Below are 19,118 nucleotides of genomic sequence, written 5' to 3'. Positions count from 1 at the left end.
GTTTAACCCAACATCCGCTCGTCCTGAGCCTGTCGAAGGACGTTGTCCGCTCACGCCGCAGCCCTCTCAGCCGCAATGGCATCGGCCAACCCGGCGGCCCATTTCGTAATGTCGCCAGCGCCGAGGCAGACAACCATGTCACCCGGCTGCACGGTGGCAGCGAGTTCCTTGGCCAATGCATCCGGCCCGGCGATGAGATGCGCGCTGCGGTGGCCGCGCGCCTTGACACCTTCGACCATTGCGGCGCTGTCCACGCCTTCGATCGGCTGTTCGCCCGCAGGGTAAACCGGCGCGGCATAGACCACATCGGCATCGTTGAATGCGCCCTGAAACTCTTCCATGTGATCGCGCAGACGGGTGAAGCGGTGCGGTTGCACCACGGCAATCACCCTGCCCTGCACGCCCTCACGCGCGGCGGCGAGGACGGCGCGGATTTCGACCGGGTGGTGGCCGTAATCGTCGATGACTGTGGCGCCTGCTACTTCGCCAACCTTGGTGAAGCGGCGCTTTACGCCGCCGAACTTCGCAAAGCCGGTGCAGATCAGTTCGTCCGACACGCCCATTTCCGCTGCCACGGCCACGGCCGCGAGTGCATTCTGGACATTGTGGCGGCCCGGCATGGGCAGTTCGATACCCTCGATCCGGCGGAACGAGCCATCGCGCTGGCGCAGCAGGACATCGAAGCGATTGCCGCCGGGGATCGGTGTCACGGCCTCGCCGCGCACGTCAGCCTGGGCGGAGAAGCCATAGGTTACCACGCGGCGGTCGCGCACTTTGGGGATGATCGCCTGGACTTCGGGGTGATCGATGCACAGCATGGCCGCGCCATAGAAGGGCACGTTTTCAATGAATTCGACGAAGGCGGACTTCACCTTGTCGAAGCTGCCGTAGTGGTCGAGGTGCTCGGGATCGATGTTGGTGACCACCGCCAGCGTGCCGTCGAGCCGCAGGAACGAGCCGTCGCTCTCGTCAGCCTCGACCACCATCCAGTCGCTGTCACCCAGACGGGCATTGGAGCCGTAGGAGTTGATGATGCCGCCGTTGATCACGGTCGGGTCAACGCCGCCAGCATCGAGCAGGCATGCGATCATCGAGGTGGTGGTCGTCTTTCCGTGCGTGCCCGCGACCGCAACGGTGCTTTTCAGCCGCATCAGTTCGGCCAGCATTTCCGCGCGGCGGACCACCGGGATGCGGTTTTCGAGTGCAGCGACGACTTCGGGATTGTCACGCTTTACAGCTGTCGAGGTTACGACCACGGCCACGCCATCGACGTTTTCGGTCTTCTGACCGATCAGGACCTTGATGCCGCGCTTGCGCAGGCCATCAACGACATAGCTTTCGGCCATGTCGGACCCTTGCACCGCATAGCCCATGTTGTGCATAACTTCGGCAATGCCGGACATGCCGATGCCGCCGATGCCGACGAAGTGGATCGTGCCGATTTCGGTGCCGACGCCCTTCATGCCAGCTGCTCCTGCCCGGAGGTGGCGGGGCTGCGCTTGTCCACGCGGATCACGTCCATGATTGGATCGCCGCCGAAGCTTTCTACAAGATCGGCAAGATCGCTGACGGCATTGGGCAGGCCACAGTTCCACGCGGCGTGGGCGGCATTGGCAAGGGTTTGGGGATGCTGGGCCATGACCTGAATCTGCTTGGCAAGTTCCTTGGGGGTGAAGCCGGACTGGCGGATCGCCCGCGCGCCGCCTGCCGACACCATCTCACGCGTGTTGGCGGCTTGGTGATCATCGGTGGCGATGGGCAGCGGGATCAGGATGGCGGGACGGCCCACGGCAGTCAGTTCGGCGATGGTCGAGGCTCCGGCGCGGCCGATGAACAGGTGCGCTCCGGCAAGGCGCGCCTGCATGTCTTCGAAATAGGTGCCGAGTTCGGCAGGGATTTCGTGATTGGCATAGCGTGCGCGGACGGCTTCGAGGTCTTCCGGGCGGCACTGCTGCGTCACTTGCAGGCGGTGGCGCAACGCGGGCGGGAGCATGGCGAGGCCATCGGGCACGACTTCGGATAGGATCGATGCGCCTTGGCTACCGCCGGTCACCAGTACGCGCAGCAGGCTGTCGTCGGTGAATTCGGGGAAAGACTCACCACGCAGGGCCAGCACTTCGGGGCGCACCGGATTGCCGACGCGGTGGACCTTGCCCCAAAGCTTGGGATCGAGCCGGTCGATCTCGGCATAGGCGGTGGCGATGGCGTCGACGCGGCCTGCAAGGTAGCGGTTCACGCGGCCCAGCACGGCGTTCTGTTCGTGGATCACCGTCGGGATCTTTGCCGCACGCGCCGCCAGCAGTGCGGGCAATGCGGGGTAGCCGCCAAAGCCGATCACGCAGGAGGGCTGGAAGCTTTCGAACAGGCGCAGCGCCATCGCACGGCCTTGCCAGATGGCGCGCAGGCCCTTGAGCATGGCGACGGGGTTCTTGGCCATACGCCCGGCGGGAAGCACGTGTGCGGGCATGAAATCGGGCTTGCCGGGGATCTTTGCGCCGCGGTCGTCCGTGACCAGAGCCACGTGATGGCCGCGCCGCTCTAGCTCTACCGCCAGCGCAAACGCCGGGATCAGGTGCCCGCCGGTGCCGCCTGCAGCGAGGACGTAGTGCCGTGAAGCGCCGCTCATTTGCGCACCAGTTCCGAAATGTCGAACTTCTCACGCGAGAGATAGGGGTTGCGCCGCGTGATCGCGAGCAGCAGCCCGACGCCAAGGAGAAGCGCGATGGTTGACGATCCGCCATAGCTGATCAGCGGCAAGGTCATGCCTTTCGATGGGAACAGTTGCAGGTTGACGAGGATGTTGATGAACGCCTGCCCCACCAACTGCGCGGTCAACCCGGCAGCGGCAAGGATGGTGAACAGGTCGTCCTCGTCAAGCAGGCGCATCAGCACGCGCAGCGCGATTGCACAATAGATCATCACGATGACCGCGCAGGCAATCAGCCCGAATTCCTCTCCGATCACCGAAAAGATGTAGTCGGTGTGAGCTTCGGGCAAGGCGTTCTTGCGGCTGCCGAGCCAGAGGCCAGTGCCGCTCCACCCACCGTTGGTGAGTGTGCGCATGGCGAGATCAACCTGATCGAACTCGCTGCCGCCCGACAGGAAGCTGTCGATGCGATTGGTGGCATTGGGATAGAACAGATAGGCCGCAATCACGCCGACAACGCCCGCGCCCATCGACCACAGGATCTTGGTAAGCGACAGGCCCGAGAGCAGCACCAGCACGAACCACACGCCGCCGAACAGCACTGTCGATCCAAAATCAGGCTGCGCCATCAGCAATGCGCCGACCAGCGCCATCATGGCAACGGTGATAGGGATAACCGGTAGGTTAGGATCGCGCACGCGCCACGACAGCACCCAGGCCATCGCAATGGCAAAACCGGGTTTGAGAAACTCTGAAGGCTGTAGGCTGAAACCGAGCCACAGCCAGCGGCGCGCGCCTTTCACTTCGCTGCCGACCAGCGGGACGAGCATCAAACCAATGACCATAGCGGCGGCAAGAAGGATGGCCGCACGCCGCGCCGCTTCCTTGGGCAGGACCGAGGCGAAGAACATTGCCACCATGCCGACCGCAACCCAGCGCAAATGCGCCCAGAAGAAGTAAAGGTCGGCCAGCTTCTTTGCAGTGGTCGAAAGGCGATGCGCGCTGGCAGGCGACGAAGCGGCAACTGCAATGCAGCCGATGGCCACGAGCGAGAAGACCAACGTCAGCAGCACGCGATCAATCTCGCGCCACCAGATCAGCAATTCGCTGCGACGGGTGCGGCGGAAGCGCGCGCCGTGGCCTGTGACGCGCACACCGCCATCGGGTGTGGTGGTGGTGACAAGGCGAGTGGGCGTGGGCGCGGTACTCATTTGCCGGTTCCCGGAGGACAGGGGCTTTCGCGATCTTCGATCAATGCCTCGACGATCTGGCGGAAGCTGTCGCCACGCGCCTCAAAATCGCGGAATTGATCGAAGCTGGCACAGGCCGGAGACAGCATGACGACATCGCCGGGCTGCGATGCGTCCATCGCCTGGCGCACCGCATCGCACATCATCTCGCTGCGGGTGACGGGCATCAGGGGATCGAGAATATCGGCGAACATCGGTCCGGCTTCACCGATGGTGTAGGCCGCGACCACATTGCCGAAATAGGGTGCGCATTCGTCCAGATTGTCGCTTTTCGGCAGGCCACCCAAAATCCAGTGGATGCGTGGGTAAGCGCCAAGCGCAGGCGCGGTAGAGGCTGCGTTGGTGGCCTTGCTGTCGTTCACGAACAGCACGCCATCCGCTTCAGCGACCCGCTCCATGCGGTGCGGCAGACCGACGAAGCTGGCAAGGGCGGGCCGCCAGACCCCCTCGGCAATGCCAAGATGCTGCGCGATTTCCACGGCGATGGCTGCGTTCTGCAGGTTGTGCGGACCCTGCAGTGAGGGCCAAGCGCCCTGCCCTTCCAGCGCGTCGGGCTGCACCACATGGACATAGCCCACATCGTGGCGTGCAGATGTTTCGCGCGCGATGGCCAATGTATGTTCGTCACCGCAGCCGAATACTGCATCGTTGCGAGGGCCTTGCATCTGGAACAGGCGGGCTTTGGCGGCTGCGTAACCAGCGAAACCTTCGTAGCGGTCAAGGTGATCGGGGCTGAGGTTGATCAGCGCAGCGACATCGCAATCGAGGCTTTGCGTCAGGTCGATCTGGTAGCTCGACAGTTCCAACACATAAACACCGCCTGCCGGGAGTGGTTCTTGCCCGAGGATCGGCAGGCCGATGTTACCGCCCAATCGTGCTTCCAGCCCTGCGGCATGGCAGATGTGGTGGACCAGCATCGTGGTGGTCGATTTGCCGTTGGTGCCAGTGATGCCAACCACGCGATGTGTCGGAAGATCGGCGCGGGCCTGTGCGAACAGTTCAATATCGCCAATCACCGGCACACCGAAGGATGCAGCATGGGCGGCGATGGGATGACGGTTGAGCGGCACGCCGGGGCTGACGACCACGCCCGCAAAGCCGGTGAGGTCAATCGTCAGCGGATCGGCAATCTGGCAGCGCCCTTCATAGGCTGCGCGCGGTTCTTCGCGGGCATCCCACACGGTAACGTCTGCCCCGCCCGCCAGCAGCGCTTCGACGCTGGCCTGCCCCGAACGGGCAAGGCCGAGCACCGCAAAGCGTTTGCCGGAAAAGGCAGACGAGACGATCATCGCACCTTCAGCGTGGCAAGGCCGATCAGTGCGAGCACGATCGACACGATCCAGAAGCGGATCACGACGGTCGATTCCTTCCAGCCGAGCTGTTCGAAGTGGTGGTGGATCGGAGCCATACGGAACACCCGCTTGCCGGTGCGTTTGTAGACCGCAACCTGCACGATCACCGACACGGCTTCCATCACGAACAGCCCGCCGACAATGGCCAGCACGATTTCGTGATGGGCGGCAACGGCGATGACACCGAGTGCGCCGCCAAGCGCGAGACTGCCGGTATCGCCCATGAACACGGCGGCAGGCGGCGCGTTGAACCACAGGAACGCCAGCCCCGCCCCCATCATCGCTGCACAGAAGATCGCCAGTTCGCCTGCACCCTTCACGTGCGGAATGCCGAGATACGAGGAATAGTCCACGCGGCCAGCAAGGTAGGCAATGATCGCGAAAGTGCCTGCAGCAATGATCACGGGCATAATCGCCAGACCATCAAGCCCGTCAGTCAGGTTGACGGCATTGCCCGCGCCCACGATCACGAAGATCGCGAAAAGGTAATAGAAAGGCCCGAGCGGCACGTAGAGGTTGCTGAACACCGGCACATAGAGGTTCGTTTCACCTACAGCGAGCCACGCCGCAACAGCGGCGACGACGAATTCACCGGCAAGGCGCACTTTGGCAGGCACGCCCTTGTGCGCATACTTGGTGACCTTGTCATAGTCATCCAGAAAGCCGATCAGCCCGAAGCCGAGCGTGACGACGATGCAGGCCCACAACAGGTGGCTGGTTACGTCCATCCACAATAGCAGCGACAGCAAAAGCGCAGTCACGATCATCAACCCGCCCATCGTGGGCGTGCCGCGCTTGGCGAGGTGGGATTGGGGGCCGTCCTCGCGGATCGGCTGGCCTTTGCCCTGCCGCACGCGCAGCATGTTAATGAAGCGCGGCCCGATGATCAGGCCAATGACGAGCGCGGTCAGCAGCGTGATGCCGGCACGGAACGTCTGGTAGCGGATGAGGTTGCTGAAACCTTCAAAATTCAGCCATTCGGCCAGCTGGTAGAGCATTCACTGTTCCTTGGCGGCAAGCGAACGCACGATCGCGCCCAAACCTACCGAATTCGACCCCTTGACGAGCAAGGCATCACCGCCACGCACGCCATCGGCCGCGAGACATTCTGCCGCTTCGGCCGCCGTCTGCACATGCGCCACATCGATTCGGGCGGCAAGCGAGGCATTGCCGCTTTTCCCCAAGGCTTGCGCCAATGCCGCCATTTCGGGGCCGACGAGGATCAGGCGGTCGACCTTCCCTTCAGCAATCGGGCCGACGAGGTCCGCGTGGTAGCGCGCTTCGTCAGCCCCCAGTTCACGCATCGCGCCAAGGATGGCGACGCGGCGCGTAGCGACGGTTTGCCCAAGTTGGCGCAGCGTTACCGCCATTGATGCAGGGTTGGCGTTGTAGCTTTCGTCGATCAGAAGCGCCTTGCCCGAAGCGTCACCACCTTGCGCCGGGATGGTGTGGCGCGCGCCGCGACCGGCAAGGCCTTCCATCTCCGCAAGGGCGAGACCTGCCGCGCCGAGATCGCCGCCAATGGCATCAACCGCCGCCATGATTGCCAGTGAATTGGCAACCCAGTGTTCGCCCGGTTGCGCAATCGTGTAGCAAACCTTGCGACCGCCGAGGTCTGCCGTCACCAGCGTGCCGCCGCCGGGTGCGGGCACGGCATCAAGCAGGCGGACATCCGCGTCGGCCGCGATCCCGAAGCTGACAACGCGCGCGGCATGCTGGCAGGCTTTGGCGCGCAAGCGTTCGCGGTGGCGGCTGTCGGCAGGGATGATGGCAATGCCACCGGGTTCAAGCCCTTCGAAGATTTCGCCTTTCGCATCGGCAATGTCTTCCTCACCGGCGAAATGGCCGATGTGGGCTGGCGCAATGGTGGTAACGATGGCCACGTGCGGGCGAACCATCCGCGTCAGCGCGGCAAGTTCGCCAGCGTGATTCATGCCCATCTCGAACACGCCGAAACGGGTGGAAGCGGGCATGCGGGCGAGGCTGAGCGGCACGCCGACATGATTGTTGTAACTCTTGACCGAACGATGGGCGCGGCCCCGGCTTGCGCGATCCAGCGCAGCGTAGAGCGCTTCCTTGACGCCGGTCTTGCCCGCAGAGCCGGTGACGCCGATGATCCCGGCGTCGACGCGCGCGCGGGCATGGCGCCCCAGCGCTTCGAGTGCGGCCATCGTATCGGGCACCAGCACGTGCGGGGCGAACGTGGCGTGTTCCACCACTGCGCCGGGCGCGCCGCGACCGGCGGCACCTTCGAGATAGCGGTGACCGTCGGAAGTTTCACCCTTCAGCGCGAAGAACAGATCACCGTCCACCACATCCCGGCTGTCAATTTCAACACCCGAGACCGCGAACGGGGCACTGGCGCGCCCGCCGGTGGCAGCTGCGATTTCGTCGCTGGTCCATAGCGCAAGACCCGCCGCATCGGACGGGTCCTCAGGCCATGCTATCAAGGCGGGATGAGCGGTCATGTCGTACACTCCCTGGCAACCTCGACATCATCGAACGGCAGGACGCGCATGGCATCGCCCCTGCCCACGATCTGTCCCTGTTCGTGCCCTTTGCCAGCGACGAGCACTATATCGTCGCGTCCTGCATCGGCAATGGCGGCGGCGATGGCGGTGCGGCGGTCACCGATCTCGCGCGCTTTGCCATCACACCCGGCGAACACGGCGGCGCGGATGGCCGCAGGATCTTCGCCGCGTGGATTGTCGTCCGTGACAATGACCACATCGGACCCGGCACAAGCGGCACGGCCCATTTCCGGGCGTTTGCCGCCATCGCGATCTCCGCCAGCGCCGAACACGGTGATCAGGCGGCCCTGCACGTGCGGGCGTAGTGCGTCGATAGCGGCTTCGATGGCGTCGGGCGTGTGGGCGTAGTCGACATAGACCGGCGCGCCGGCGCGGTTGATGGCGGCGCGTTCAAGCCGTCCGCGCACGGGCTGAAGGCGTGTCAGCGCATCGAACACCGCGGCGGCATCGCCACCCGAGGCAAGCGCGAGGCCCGCTGAAACCAGCGCGTTTGCGGCCTGATAGGCACCGATCAGCGGCAGGGCGATCTTGCGCGCTTTGCCCTGCCATTCGATATCGAGCGTCTGGCCCAGTTGCGTGGGAGTGCGGCCGACAAGGCGGATTGCGGTTCCGTTGCGGCCGACGGTGAACAGTTGCAAGCCGCGCTTCTGCGCGTGACCTATTGCACGTTTCGACCACTCATCGTCCGCCCAGATCACCGCTGTGCCGCCATCGGCGACCACATGATCGAACAGGCGCATCTTGGCGGCGAAGTACTCTTCCATCGTCGCGTGATAATCGAGATGGTCGCGGCTGAGGTTGGTGAAGGCTCCTGCCACAACGAGCAGGCCTTCGTTGCGGAACTGCGAGAGGCCGTGGCTGGAGGCTTCATAGGCAACGTGCGTCACGCCTTCGCGGGCAAGGCCGGTCATGTTCGAAAGGAATGTGACGATATCCGGCGTGGTGAGGCCGGTGGAGACGCTTTCATCCGCCGTGGTGACGCCCAGCGTGCCGATAGAGGCCGCTGAATGGCCCGCCATGCGCCAGATCTGGCGTGTCATCTCGACCGTGGAAGTCTTGCCGTTGGTGCCAGTGACGGCGACGACGGTTTCGGGCACCGGCTGGAAAAAGCGCGAGGCCAGCGCCGCGAAGGCGCGGCGCGGTTCGGCATCGGCAACGTGGACGGCGCCTTCGACCATTGCTTCAGGGCGCGCGACCACGGCGACGGCGCCTGCCTTCACCGCATCGGCAATGAAATCCTCACCATTGAAGCGCGCGCCGGGGAATGCGCCGAATACCGTGCCAGGGGCGACCTTGCGGTGATCGATGGCAAAGCCGGTTACGTTTGCATCACCGCCTGCTGCCGGAAAGCCCGCAGCTTCAAGGATCGGCCCGAGCTTCATTCGCCATTTCCATTGCCGACCAGCGGCGAAAGATCGGAGATGTCGATGTCGCGCGTGTCATCAGGCACAACGCCCAAGAACGGGCCGACGCGGGGGATTACGCGACCAACGATGGGACCGGCATTCCATGCGGCAGTACGCTGGAACGAGGTCGCCGCGGTGCCCTTTGGCTCATCCAGCATGGCGATCACGACATAGCGCGGTTTGTCCATCGGGAATGCAGCGGCAAAGGTAGCAACGAGCGACGTGCGGTTGTAGCCGCCCTTGCCGCCGGGCTTTTCCGCAGAACCCGTCTTGCCGCCAACGCGGAAGCCGGGAGCGTTGGCGGATTTACCGGTGCCATCGACCACAATCATGCGCAGCAACTGGCGCATGCGCGCACTGGTGGAGGCCTTGAACACGCGGCGGCCTTCGGGGGCCTTTGCCGGATCGACCTTGAACAGCGTGGCAGGACGCCACACGCCGCCATTGACCATCGCGGCATAAGCGGCGGCAAGGTGGAGCGGGGTGACCGCGATGCCGTGGCCGTAGCTGACCGTCATTGTGGTGATGCGCGCCCATTCGCCGGACTTCTCATGCCCGCGCGGCCAAAGCGGGAAGCCGCGTGCAGGCAGTTCGATATAGGGCCGCTCGTTCATGCCGAGCGCGGCCATTGTCTTCTTCAACGCAGGCCCGCCCAGCTTGTCTGCCACTTGCGCAGTGACGATGTTGGACGAGTGGATCAGGGCCTCTGGCACATTGAGCGAGGCACCGAAGGGGTGGCTGTCACGAATACGGAAGCCGCCGATTTCCAGCGGGCGATTGGCGGGATAGCGGACCGAAAGGTCAGTCACCACGCCTGCATCAATCGCTGCGGCGACCGACAGCGGCTTGAAGGTGGAGCCGAGTTCGTAGACCTGATTGGTGACCTTGTTGAACACCAGATCGTTGTAGGCCATGTCCGAACGGTTGGGATTGAACGAAGGCAGCGAGGCCAAAGCAACCACTTCGCCGGTATCCACATCAAGAATGATACCCGCCGCGCCCTTGGCCTCGGTCTCCATCATGCCCCGGCCAAGTTCGTCCTCAAGCGCTCCTTGCGCGCGCATGTCGATCGACAGCGAGACGGGGCGGCCACGCTGTGCAGGATCGAGCAACTGCTTTTCCAGCACCTGCTCCATACCGACGTGGCCCTTGCCCTCGCCATCGACATAGCCGAGCACGTGCGCGCCGAGCGAGCCTTGTGGATAGTAGCGCTGGTTCTCACGCGGGAACTCGAGCGCGGGTTCGCCAAGCGCGAAGATGCGGTTGGCCTCTTCGGGCATGACCCGGCGGATCAGGTAGCTGGGCTTGTCGGATTTCAGGCGACGCAGCAGATCGGCTTGGTCGGCATCGGGGAAAATCTGCATCAACGCAGTGGCAACTTCCTCGGGCGATTTGACCAGTGGCTGGCCCTTTTCACCGAACGCCTTGGGATTGTACCACAGCGCATAGGCTGGGAACGCGCGCGCCAGCGGCACGCCGTTGCGGTCAGTAATCTCGCCGCGCGGGGGCAGCAGCGCTTCGGCGAGCGAGCGCCGTTCCGGTGCTTCTTCAAAGAAGCCGAGCTGGAGAATGCGGGCGAAGGCTGCGAAGCCTGCAAACAGGAACAGGAACGCGACGACCAGCACGCGCACTTTCGCCTCTACCAGCGAGCGCTGGCGGACGTTGGCGAGCTTGACCCGGCCTGAGGCGATGGCGGCGGAAGCAGTGAGTGCGTTCACTTGGCTGCCTTAGCCTCCTTGCCCTTGGCTGCGCGAGGGGCAGGTGCCGCCTTGCTGCCCTTGGTCTTCGACTTATCCGCAGCGGCGACGGCCTTTTCCACCTTGGCAGGCTTGTTGGCCTTTTTCGCCGCTGGCTTGTCCTTGTCAGATGCAGTCTCGTTCAGCACCGGCTTGCGCGGGCGCGAATCGACGACTTTGCCGAGCCGTTCGTTGAGCGTTTCGACAGCTTCGTCATGGACGACCTTGGCAGTGCGCGGCTCCGCTTTTGCCTCGATCTTCTCAGCCTTGGCGTCCAGTGGCTTGCCCGACAACGGGGAGACCATCGCCGGGAACGCGGCAGACGCGATCACGCTGTCGTCGACGCTCGCCACACGGATCGGCGCGGGGGCATCGGCCAGGGTGGGCACGCTGAGGGCGGCGAGTTGACGTTCGCCTTCAAGGTACTGGCCTGCGCCGGGCGCGGCATAGCCGAACTCGACATCGTTCCAGACCTTGAGCTGCTGCTGGTTGGAGCGCGTTTCGAACTCGGTTTCGAGATACAGCTTTTCCTGCTTCAGTGCGACGATGCGGGATTCGGTCTGGTGAATCTGGCTGCGCAGTGCGTTGACGCGGAATGCCAGCACGAGGACGAGCGCAAGGCATAGCCCGAGCAGGACCAGCCAGCCGACCGAGCGGAGACGATTAGCCGATGCGATCATGCCGCTGCCCTCCCCATTGTTTCCCGCGCAGGTGCGGCGGTGCGCACGGCCCAGCGCAGCGTGGCCGAGCGGGCACGCGGATTGCGCGCTTCTTCCTCTGCCGAAGGGCGGATCGCCGCTGACGGCTTTTCGAACACTGCAACGGACTTTGTCGCAATCTGGGGCATATGGCGTGAGCCTGCCGGAAGCGCGCCTGCCGCCTCGCGGAGGAACTGCTTGACGATGCGGTCTTCAAGACTGTGGAAGCTGACCACCACGATGCGACCGCCGGGCAGCAGCACCTTTTCAGCAGCGGCGAGGCCCTGGATCAGTTCGTCCAGCTCTCCGTTCACGTGGATGCGCACGGCCTGAAAGCTGCGTGTAGCAGGATCCTTCTGCGCCTTCGGCCCCTTTATGTCGGGGCGATAGCCGACGGCCTTGCGCACGACAGCGGCGAACTGGCCGGTGGTGGTGAGCGGGCGGGCAGCGACGACTGCGCGGGCAATACGGCGCGACTGGCGCTCCTCGCCGTAGCGATAGAGGACGTCCGCTATATCTTCCTCACTGGCTTCATTCAGGAAATCAGCCGCGCTCGGACCGTCCTGCGACATCCTCATGTCTAATGGACCGTCGGAGGAGAAGGCAAAGCCGCGCGCCGCCTGATCGAGTTGCATCGAGCTGACGCCAATATCGAAGACGACGCCGTGCACGCCCGCAATCCCTACGTCAGCAAGCCCTTCTGCCAATTCGGAAAAGCGGCGCGGATGGAGAATGAGGCGTGGCTCTTCTCCACCGGTTTCTCCCCAGAGTTGTCCCGCCGCAATCGCATCGGGATCGCGGTCAAAGGCATGAACGGTCGCGCCCGATTCCAGCAGGCGACGGGTGTAGCCGCCCGCGCCGAACGTGGCGTCGACGATCAGGTCACCGGCCTGCGGGTTCAGCGCGGTAACGACTTCATCAAGCAAAACGGGAATGTGCGGCGCGCGCGTCAATTCAGGGGCGCTCACTTGCGCTTCCCCTTGGCAGCTTCGGCCATCTTTGCGCGGCAACCGGCTTGGGCGATGGCCCATGCCTCGCCCTGTTCGAAAAGGATGCGCGGGTTCCAGATGGTGATTTGGCGGCCACCACCGTGGAAATAGAGGCCGTCCTCCACTTGACCCAACTCGGACAGATAATCGGGCAGCACGAACCGACCGCTGTCGTCATAGCTGGCGCGATAGAAGCCATAGACCTGCCCCTCGGCAGCATCGCGGTCAAAATCCTGGCCAAGCCGCAGCTTCTTCTCTTCCTCACGGTCAATTTCGGCGGCGAAATCGGCAAGGCGGGAAAGGCCAAAGCCGGTGAGGCACGGCAGGCGCGGATGCTTGTCGAGGCAGAGGACGCGGGCGTTGGCAGAAGCTGTGAAGATGTCGGCGCGGAAGTCGGCAGGCAGGACAAAGCGGCCCTTTTCGCCGCGTGGCGAAAAGCCCTGTCCTACCAGATTTACCGGCCCTCCCGTCACGCGTGACACCCCGCTCGCGGACGAAAAGCTCCCTCGCTCGGCAACACGCCTTCGCGCAATGCCGACTCATCCCCCGTGGATGCGACTGGAGTTCGTCCCGATGAAAGGAACTACTAACGCGGGATAGCGCGGGCGAAAAGGGGAAAATGCGGGAAAACGCGGACTATCTATGAATCCGTAGCATTTTTTCTACTTATTGACGCGCGAGTAACCATAGCATGCCGCAAATAGTGGCACGAATAACCCCCGGAATCCCCTGCGTCCTGATCGAACATGATTCTCCGGCCCGTGGCTGTCCCGCAGTTTCCCGCTCCCAGACGCAAATCAACGCGCAAACGCATCATCCAGCAAGCGTTTTAGCCCTGAAATACGTGCGGTCCCCCCCTCACCGCTTTCAAGCAACGCAGCGTCAGCAACAACCACGGCCCGCCCTTTCCCCACATCACACCGGGCGACGAGACCGTTCTGGCCAATCCGGCAAACCGCGTCATGCCCGCCTGAGACCACCGTGAACGCGCCGGGAAGGTTGACGGGCAGGCCTTCGCCCGCACTTTCCCGCAGCCCAGCAGGCTGATCTTCGTCAAAGGTCAGACCAAGGCCCCAACGCGCGAGAATCGGCGAGATCAGCACCACGTCCTGCGGCCGCCGCCGGTCTCCCAGCGCAAAGGCACTGTCCTGCGTCAGCATCGGATCGGCAAAGAGCAGCACATGCCCGCCTGTGCGCACCCATGCGTCGAGAGCGACGTTTTCTTCGGGCGCAAGCGGCCGAGGCTGCGCGATGACAAGGTCGCGCAAAGCGGACAGATCCAGCAGCGTATCAAGCGGGACCAGCCGCCCTCGCTCTTCGAGCACAGTTCGCGCCCAGTGCGGCTTTGCCGGGGCATCGACGAGTTTCTTGAAATCGCCAGTCTCGCTCCACAAGATCGGCAGACTGGTAAATAAGCCAACCACGCGGTCCTGCCTGGCGGCGGAAGGCGGGAAAAGTAACCAGCCGGTCAGAGCGACAACAACGAACGCCGCCAAAGCCAGCGCCGTGCGGCGGCTGAAACGCATCAGGGCTACGGCGCGCGCACCGTGGGTGCAGGTGTCGGCGGCGGGGCGGGCGAAATCGCCACCGTCGGCTTTTCACCGGCGGTCACGGGAAGTTGCGGGGCAACGCCCATGTCGGCCAGCGGGTCTTTGGCCGACGTCTCGCTCGCCTCGATCACCGGGTCCGCCGTGTTGACCGCGCTGGCATCGATGAACTTGGCGCGGTCCATGATCACATTGGCGAGGCTGACAAGCAGCAACATGCCCGCAAGGCCGAACATGCCCACCTGCAAGCGGTGAACCGCCTGCGCGCGCAATTCGCGGCGGCTGGGCGGGACGTGCGCCAGCATGCTCGCCGCAGAAGCCTGTTCGGCAGCGGCCTGCTCCGCCAGCGATTGTGCGGAAGCCTGCCTTGCCGATCGGATGCCGAAAAGCGCCATATCGGCTGTTCTAGCCTATTGCTCCAGCCAAGGGAACACCGGCAGATTTTTGCTCTTCAACCACTCGGCATTGTAGAGCGAGGAAAGATAGCGGAACCCGGTGTCGCACAGGATAGTGGCCACGCGGCTGCCCGGCCCGAGTTGCTTGGCCAGTGCCACCGCTCCCGCCACGTTGATCCCGCTGGAAAGGCCAAGGCACAGGCCTTCATCGGCCAGCAGGCGCTCTACCCAGTAGAGGCCTTCCTCGTCCGAAATGCGGAACTGGGTGTCAATCGGCGCGCCATCGAGGTTGGCGGTGATGCGCCCCTGCCCGATGCCTTCGGCGACTGAAGACCCTTCGGACTTAAGTTCGCCATTGGCGTAGTAGTTGTAGAGCGCTGCGCCATGCGGATCGGTGAGCGCGATGGTGACGTTCTCGTCGAAGGCCTTGAGGCCCATCCCGACGCCCGCGATGGTGCCGCCAGTGCCGGCCGCGCAAGTAAAACCGTCGATACGGTGCTCCATCTGCTCCCAGATTTCAGGCGCGGTGCTTTCGATATGGGCGCGGCGGTTGGCGATATTGTCGAACTGGTTGGCCCAGACCGCGCCTTCGGTCTCCTCAGCAATGCGGCGTGAGGTGTGGACGAAGTGGCCGGGGTTCGAAAAGGGCGCGGCGGGAACAAGCACCAGTTCGGCCCGCAGCGCACGCAAGGTGTCCATCTTTTCGCGCGATTGCGTTTCGGGCATGACGATGACCGATTTGTAGCCACGCGCATTGGCCACCAGCGCAAGGCCGATGCCGGTGTTGCCCGCGGTGCCTTCAACTATCGTGCCGCCAGGCTGCAACAGGCCGCGCTCTTCAGCATCGCGCACGATCCACAGCGCCGCCCGGTCTTTCACCGAAGCGCCGGGATTGGCAAATTCGCACTTGCCGTAAATCTCGGCCCCTGCCGCCTCGCTCGGCCCTTTGAGCAGGACGAGCGGCGTGTTGCCGATGAGGGATATGGTATCGGATGCAATCTGTGGAGCGTTCATAGCGCCGGAGTTAGGGGCTGTTTGCGCAATTGCCAACGAATTTGCGCTTGTCCGCGATGAAGCCCGATTACTCGCGCCCCGCCCGGATAGCAGCGCCGCCTGCAAAGGGCGCAACGGCCAGCGCCACGAGACTGCATGCGGCCAGCAGGGCCAAACCGCCCTCCCCGTCTGGCTGGAGCGAGCCTGCGCCGAAGATCAGCAGCGGCACCGCCATCGGGATCGCCAGCAGACCGCCCAGCGCTGCGCCTGCGCGCATTCCGGCTGTCAGCGCGGCAATCGTCACGCCTATCGCTGCCAGCCCCGGTGTGCCCAGCAGCAGACCAAGTTCCACCGTCCACAACTGCTGCGCATCGAGCGAGAGCAGCCCGGCCGACAGCGGCGCGGCCAGCATCAGCGGCACGCCGAAACTCAGCCAGTGCGCCAGCACGCGCACCGCCAGCAATGCCTCTTCCGAAATGCCGCGCAAGGCCCACTGGTCGAACAGCCCCGCTTCCACGTCAGGTTCCACCAGACGGTCGAGCGGCAGGATCGCCGCCAGCAGCGCCGCCACCCAGATCACCCCCGCCCCAGTCCGCGCCAGCAACCGCGCATCCGGCCCGACCGCAAAGGGAAACAGCATCGCCACGGCGAGGAAGAACAACAGCGGCAGCACCGCCCCGCCGCGCCCTTGCGCGCCGCGGGTCAGCAGCGCGAGATCGCGGGTGAAGATGGGCCAGAGCTTGCGGATCATACCTGAAAGTCCAGCAGCTTGATTTCGTCCACCGCTTCAAGCGCCAGCGGCTGGTGCGAGGCGATCACCACGGCGCCGCCTGCCCGGCAATGCGCATCGATCGCGGCCTGCGCCTGCTCCGTCCAATAGGTGTCCAGACCGTTGAGCGGCTCGTCCAGCAGCCACAGCGGCGCGCCACTGGCCGCCACGCGGGCGAGTGCTGCACGCTTGCGCTGGCCGGTAGACAAGTAGCGCACTGGCACGTCGAGCAGGTCGGCCAGACCGAAATCGGCTTGCTCCGGCTCGGCGCGGTCGATGCGCTGCCAGAAGGCCAGCGCCTGCGCCAAGGGCTGGTGCCCGTCGAGTGCAAGCCGCTCGTCCGCCAGCGCGATGCCGCCGGTGCGCTCGACCATCCCTGCGTAAGGCCGCAACAATCCGGCGAGGATGCGGATGAGGCTCGATTTGCCAATGCCGTTGGGTCCAGCCAGGTGCACGATCCCGCCGGAACGCACGGACAACGACAGGCCCCGGAACAAAATCCGGTCCCCGCGCCTGCAGGCAATATCCGTGGCGACGAGACCGCACTCTTGCATAGGATGGGGCGATAGGGGAAACGAGCGCACCTGCCAAGGATGCCAAAGGACCAAGCATGACCATAGCCCGCCTGACCGATACCGAACGCGATGCCCTGCTGGCCGAACTGCCCGAATGGCAATTGCGCGAAGATGGTCTGGCGATGGTCCGCACTTTCCGCTTCGGCGATTTTTCGGAAAGCTGGGCCTTCATGAACCGCGTCGCCCTCTACGCTGAAAAGGCCGATCATCACCCGGAATGGTTCAACGTCTACAACCGCGTGGAAGTGACGCTGACGACGCACGATGCTGATGGGTTGTCGGCAAGAGATGCGGCGATGGCGCGGGCGATGGAGGGGTTTGTTTGAGGCGTTGAGGCGCGCGGAGGAATGGCGGATTTTCGAGGTCTTTGGTTGAAAGCTGCCGTTCAGGATACGACCCCGTTGCAGTAACTACGAACGACGCACAGTTCCGAACGAAGTCCAGTAATCTATCCCGCCATTGAGAAAACCGTAACCGGACCCGCCTATTCGAGCGCATGGCGCTTGCAGCCAGGAGATAGCGTGATGGTTTACTCGATTGGCAAAGTGAGCGTCTATGAAACCGAGCCGGACAACGAGGTCGTCGGCACACGGGAAGGCATCTGGGACAAGGTTGAATACCTAAACCCCGATGCAGTGGACAGGCATGCGAATGGCGAGGAGAATCACAGCAGGCGCTTAGGTTATGGCTATCCTATAGCGCCTGACACTGCGCCCAAGGCCGTGCTGTGGAAAAGCAAGACCAAACTCCCGCCCGACTATGCCTTTGGCAACAACGAAATAATGCTCGTTTCGTCTCGATTTCGAGACTTGGTGGAGCGTTTCGAGCCCGGTATTCATCAGTTTTTGCCTGTTGGGATGTACTTCAGCAAGCAGGACGAGAAGCCGTTTGATACTTTCTACTGGTTTGTCTGCTGTCAGTTGATCGACAGCCTGTATCCCGACCATACCACAATACCCTGGCGAGGCTTCTACGACGAGCGAATGGAAGATGGACTGCGGCGCGGTCGATGGCACATCAATGCCGAAGCTCAGCCTCCGCAGAAAGCCGTGTTCAGTCTGAAAGACATCGGCGACCGTCACCTGTGGCGTGATCCTTATTTCGGCCGCGGAATCGTCAATTGCTCGAATGCTTTTGGTGACGCAGTCAAATATGCAAAGCTTAGCGGCTTTGCGCTCTCAAAAGATGAACAAATTTAAAAGTTCACGGGGGGTATAAAAATGGCATTCGACTTGATCCCGCGTCCGACGGATTGGCTGCATGGACACGTCGACAGACGCGGATCGCTGACGACGAAGATATAGAGCCGCCGTTCGCCTATCCAACCAATTCCCGTCGCTCAAGTTCTTCACGCGCGATCCCGAAACCGGACGTCACCCCGGGCTTGATCCGGGGTAACGGATGGGTGGGGTCGGCCCTACTTCCCCAGCGGCTTTGCCGAACCGCGCATCTGTTTCCGCAAAGCCCCCGGCATCCAGCGCGAGGCGAAGGCCAGTTTGCGGGCGGTCTTGCCGACCACGGTGTGCAACCGGCTACCGTGCACCGCTGCCCACGCAGCCTCGGCCACGTCACTCACCGGCGTGAGTTCTAGTCCTGCACCAAGCACGCGGGTGCGGATGTCTTCGTTGCTGGCGCGGTTGGGGGCGTGGTCGAGCAACGGCGTTTCGATGAAGCTGGGCATCAGGTCTCGAACGGCGATCCCGTCCTCGGCCCATTCACCGTCGAGCGATTCGGTGATGGCGCGCACGCCGAACTTGGTGGCGGAATAGACCGAGGCTCCGGGCGAGCCGTAGATGCCCGCCGCACTGGCGGTGCTGAGCAGGCACGATCCCGGCGCGCTTGCCTTCAGCCAAGGGTGCGCCGCCTGTGCGCCGAAGATCACGCCCTTGAGGTTTATGTCGAGGGTGCGTTCGATTTCCTCAGCCGTGAGATCGACGATTGCGCCACCAATCGGAACGCCAGCGTTATTGAACACCACATCGATCCGCCCGCTCGAAGCCTTGGCGCAATCGGCCAGCGCCTGATCCCATGCCGCGCGGTCGCGCACGTCGAGTTTGTGGCAGGAGCTTTGCGCAGGCGGCAGCGATGCTGCGGTTTGCGCCATGCCGGCCTCGTTAACATCGGCCAGCCCCACAAACCAGCCACCTTGCGCAAAGCGCTGCGCCACCGCGCGGCCTATTCCCGAAGCGCCGCCGGTAATGAAGATCGTCTTTCCCGCCACTGCCATCCC

Annotated in this window: 19 protein-coding genes; 2 read left to right on the top strand and 17 right to left on the bottom strand. The window is 63.7% G+C overall.

What is annotated here, in order from left to right:
• Positions 1-50: 50 nt before the first annotated feature.
• The 16 genes from murC to ccmA form a co-directional block, all read right to left on the bottom strand.
• Positions 51-1,463, bottom strand: coding sequence for a UDP-N-acetylmuramate--L-alanine ligase (gene murC, locus Q8R81_RS10010; protein ID WP_305617393.1), 1,413 nt, complete (start codon positions 1,461-1,463; stop codon positions 51-53).
• Positions 1,460-2,626, bottom strand: coding sequence for an undecaprenyldiphospho-muramoylpentapeptide beta-N-acetylglucosaminyltransferase (murG, locus tag Q8R81_RS10005; RefSeq protein WP_305617391.1), 1,167 nt, complete (start codon positions 2,624-2,626; stop codon positions 1,460-1,462). Before murG ends, murC begins: the two co-directional genes overlap by 4 nt.
• Positions 2,623-3,858: an FtsW/RodA/SpoVE family cell cycle protein gene (locus Q8R81_RS10000; protein WP_305617389.1), complete on the bottom strand. Its 1,236-nt coding sequence runs from the start codon at positions 3,856-3,858 to the stop codon at positions 2,623-2,625. The genes murG and Q8R81_RS10000 overlap by 4 nt, the downstream gene beginning before the upstream one ends.
• Positions 3,855-5,186 (bottom strand): UDP-N-acetylmuramoyl-L-alanine--D-glutamate ligase, encoded by a 1,332-nt coding sequence (murD, locus tag Q8R81_RS09995; RefSeq protein ID WP_305617387.1) that lies wholly within the window; start codon positions 5,184-5,186, stop codon positions 3,855-3,857. The genes Q8R81_RS10000 and murD overlap by 4 nt, the downstream gene beginning before the upstream one ends.
• A complete protein-coding gene (gene mraY, locus Q8R81_RS09990) occupies positions 5,183-6,247 on the bottom strand; it encodes a phospho-N-acetylmuramoyl-pentapeptide-transferase (RefSeq protein ID WP_305617385.1) in 1,065 nt (354 codons plus the stop codon). The genes murD and mraY overlap by 4 nt, the downstream gene beginning before the upstream one ends.
• Complete coding sequence (gene murF, locus Q8R81_RS09985) at positions 6,248-7,717, bottom strand: UDP-N-acetylmuramoyl-tripeptide--D-alanyl-D-alanine ligase (RefSeq protein WP_305617383.1); 1,470 nt, start codon at positions 7,715-7,717, stop codon at positions 6,248-6,250.
• On the bottom strand, positions 7,714-9,162 hold the full coding sequence (locus Q8R81_RS09980; RefSeq protein WP_305617382.1) for a UDP-N-acetylmuramoyl-L-alanyl-D-glutamate--2,6-diaminopimelate ligase: 1,449 nt from the start codon (positions 9,160-9,162) through the stop codon (positions 7,714-7,716). Before Q8R81_RS09980 ends, murF begins: the two co-directional genes overlap by 4 nt.
• Entirely contained in the window at positions 9,159-10,904 is a 1,746-nt protein-coding gene (locus Q8R81_RS09975) for a penicillin-binding protein 2 (protein ID WP_305617380.1), read from the bottom strand. The genes Q8R81_RS09980 and Q8R81_RS09975 overlap by 4 nt, the downstream gene beginning before the upstream one ends.
• Entirely contained in the window at positions 10,901-11,602 is a 702-nt protein-coding gene (locus Q8R81_RS09970) for a hypothetical protein (protein WP_305617378.1), read from the bottom strand. Before Q8R81_RS09970 ends, Q8R81_RS09975 begins: the two co-directional genes overlap by 4 nt.
• On the bottom strand, positions 11,599-12,588 hold the full coding sequence (gene rsmH, locus Q8R81_RS09965) for a 16S rRNA (cytosine(1402)-N(4))-methyltransferase RsmH (protein ID WP_305617376.1): 990 nt from the start codon (positions 12,586-12,588) through the stop codon (positions 11,599-11,601). Before rsmH ends, Q8R81_RS09970 begins: the two co-directional genes overlap by 4 nt.
• A complete protein-coding gene (locus tag Q8R81_RS09960; protein ID WP_305617374.1) occupies positions 12,585-13,091 on the bottom strand; it encodes a division/cell wall cluster transcriptional repressor MraZ in 507 nt (168 codons plus the stop codon). The genes rsmH and Q8R81_RS09960 overlap by 4 nt, the downstream gene beginning before the upstream one ends.
• 315 nt (positions 13,092-13,406) lie before the next feature.
• Entirely contained in the window at positions 13,407-14,135 is a 729-nt protein-coding gene (locus Q8R81_RS09955) for a DUF4350 domain-containing protein (RefSeq protein WP_305617372.1), read from the bottom strand.
• 5 nt (positions 14,136-14,140) lie between these two features.
• Positions 14,141-14,551: a hypothetical protein gene (locus Q8R81_RS09950; RefSeq protein ID WP_305617370.1), complete on the bottom strand. Its 411-nt coding sequence runs from the start codon at positions 14,549-14,551 to the stop codon at positions 14,141-14,143.
• Between the two features lie 15 nt (positions 14,552-14,566).
• Complete coding sequence (locus Q8R81_RS09945; RefSeq protein WP_305617368.1) at positions 14,567-15,565, bottom strand: cysteine synthase A; 999 nt, start codon at positions 15,563-15,565, stop codon at positions 14,567-14,569.
• 67 nt (positions 15,566-15,632) lie between these two features.
• Positions 15,633-16,295 carry a heme exporter protein CcmB gene (ccmB, locus tag Q8R81_RS09940; protein WP_292622378.1) on the bottom strand — a complete coding sequence of 221 codons (663 nt, stop codon included), beginning with the start codon at positions 16,293-16,295 and terminating at the stop codon, positions 15,633-15,635.
• Positions 16,292-16,867 (bottom strand): heme ABC exporter ATP-binding protein CcmA, encoded by a 576-nt coding sequence (gene ccmA, locus Q8R81_RS09935; protein WP_305617364.1) that lies wholly within the window; start codon positions 16,865-16,867, stop codon positions 16,292-16,294. Before ccmA ends, ccmB begins: the two co-directional genes overlap by 4 nt.
• 56 nt (positions 16,868-16,923) lie before the next feature.
• On the opposite strand from ccmA, the gene Q8R81_RS09930 reads away from it, so the two are divergent.
• Together Q8R81_RS09930 and Q8R81_RS09925 are read left to right on the top strand one after the other, a co-directional pair.
• Positions 16,924-17,214 (top strand): 4a-hydroxytetrahydrobiopterin dehydratase, encoded by a 291-nt coding sequence (locus tag Q8R81_RS09930; protein WP_305617362.1) that lies wholly within the window; start codon positions 16,924-16,926, stop codon positions 17,212-17,214.
• A 198-nt stretch (positions 17,215-17,412) separates the two neighbouring features.
• The gene (locus tag Q8R81_RS09925; protein WP_305617361.1) at positions 17,413-18,087 is read left to right on the top strand and encodes an imm11 family protein; all 675 of its coding nucleotides are present in this window, start codon (positions 17,413-17,415) and stop codon (positions 18,085-18,087) included.
• Between the two features lie 218 nt (positions 18,088-18,305).
• Here Q8R81_RS09925 and Q8R81_RS09920 read toward each other — a convergent pair whose 3' ends face one another.
• Positions 18,306-19,115, bottom strand: coding sequence for an SDR family oxidoreductase (locus tag Q8R81_RS09920; RefSeq protein WP_305617359.1), 810 nt, complete (start codon positions 19,113-19,115; stop codon positions 18,306-18,308).
• Between the last annotated feature and the right edge of the window lie 3 nt (positions 19,116-19,118).

The organism is Novosphingobium sp. (assembly GCF_030696665.1).
Lineage (GTDB): Bacteria > Pseudomonadota > Alphaproteobacteria > Sphingomonadales > Sphingomonadaceae > Novosphingobium.
Note: the sequence above shows the minus strand (reverse complement) of the source record. Positions and strands in the feature narration are given on the sequence as shown.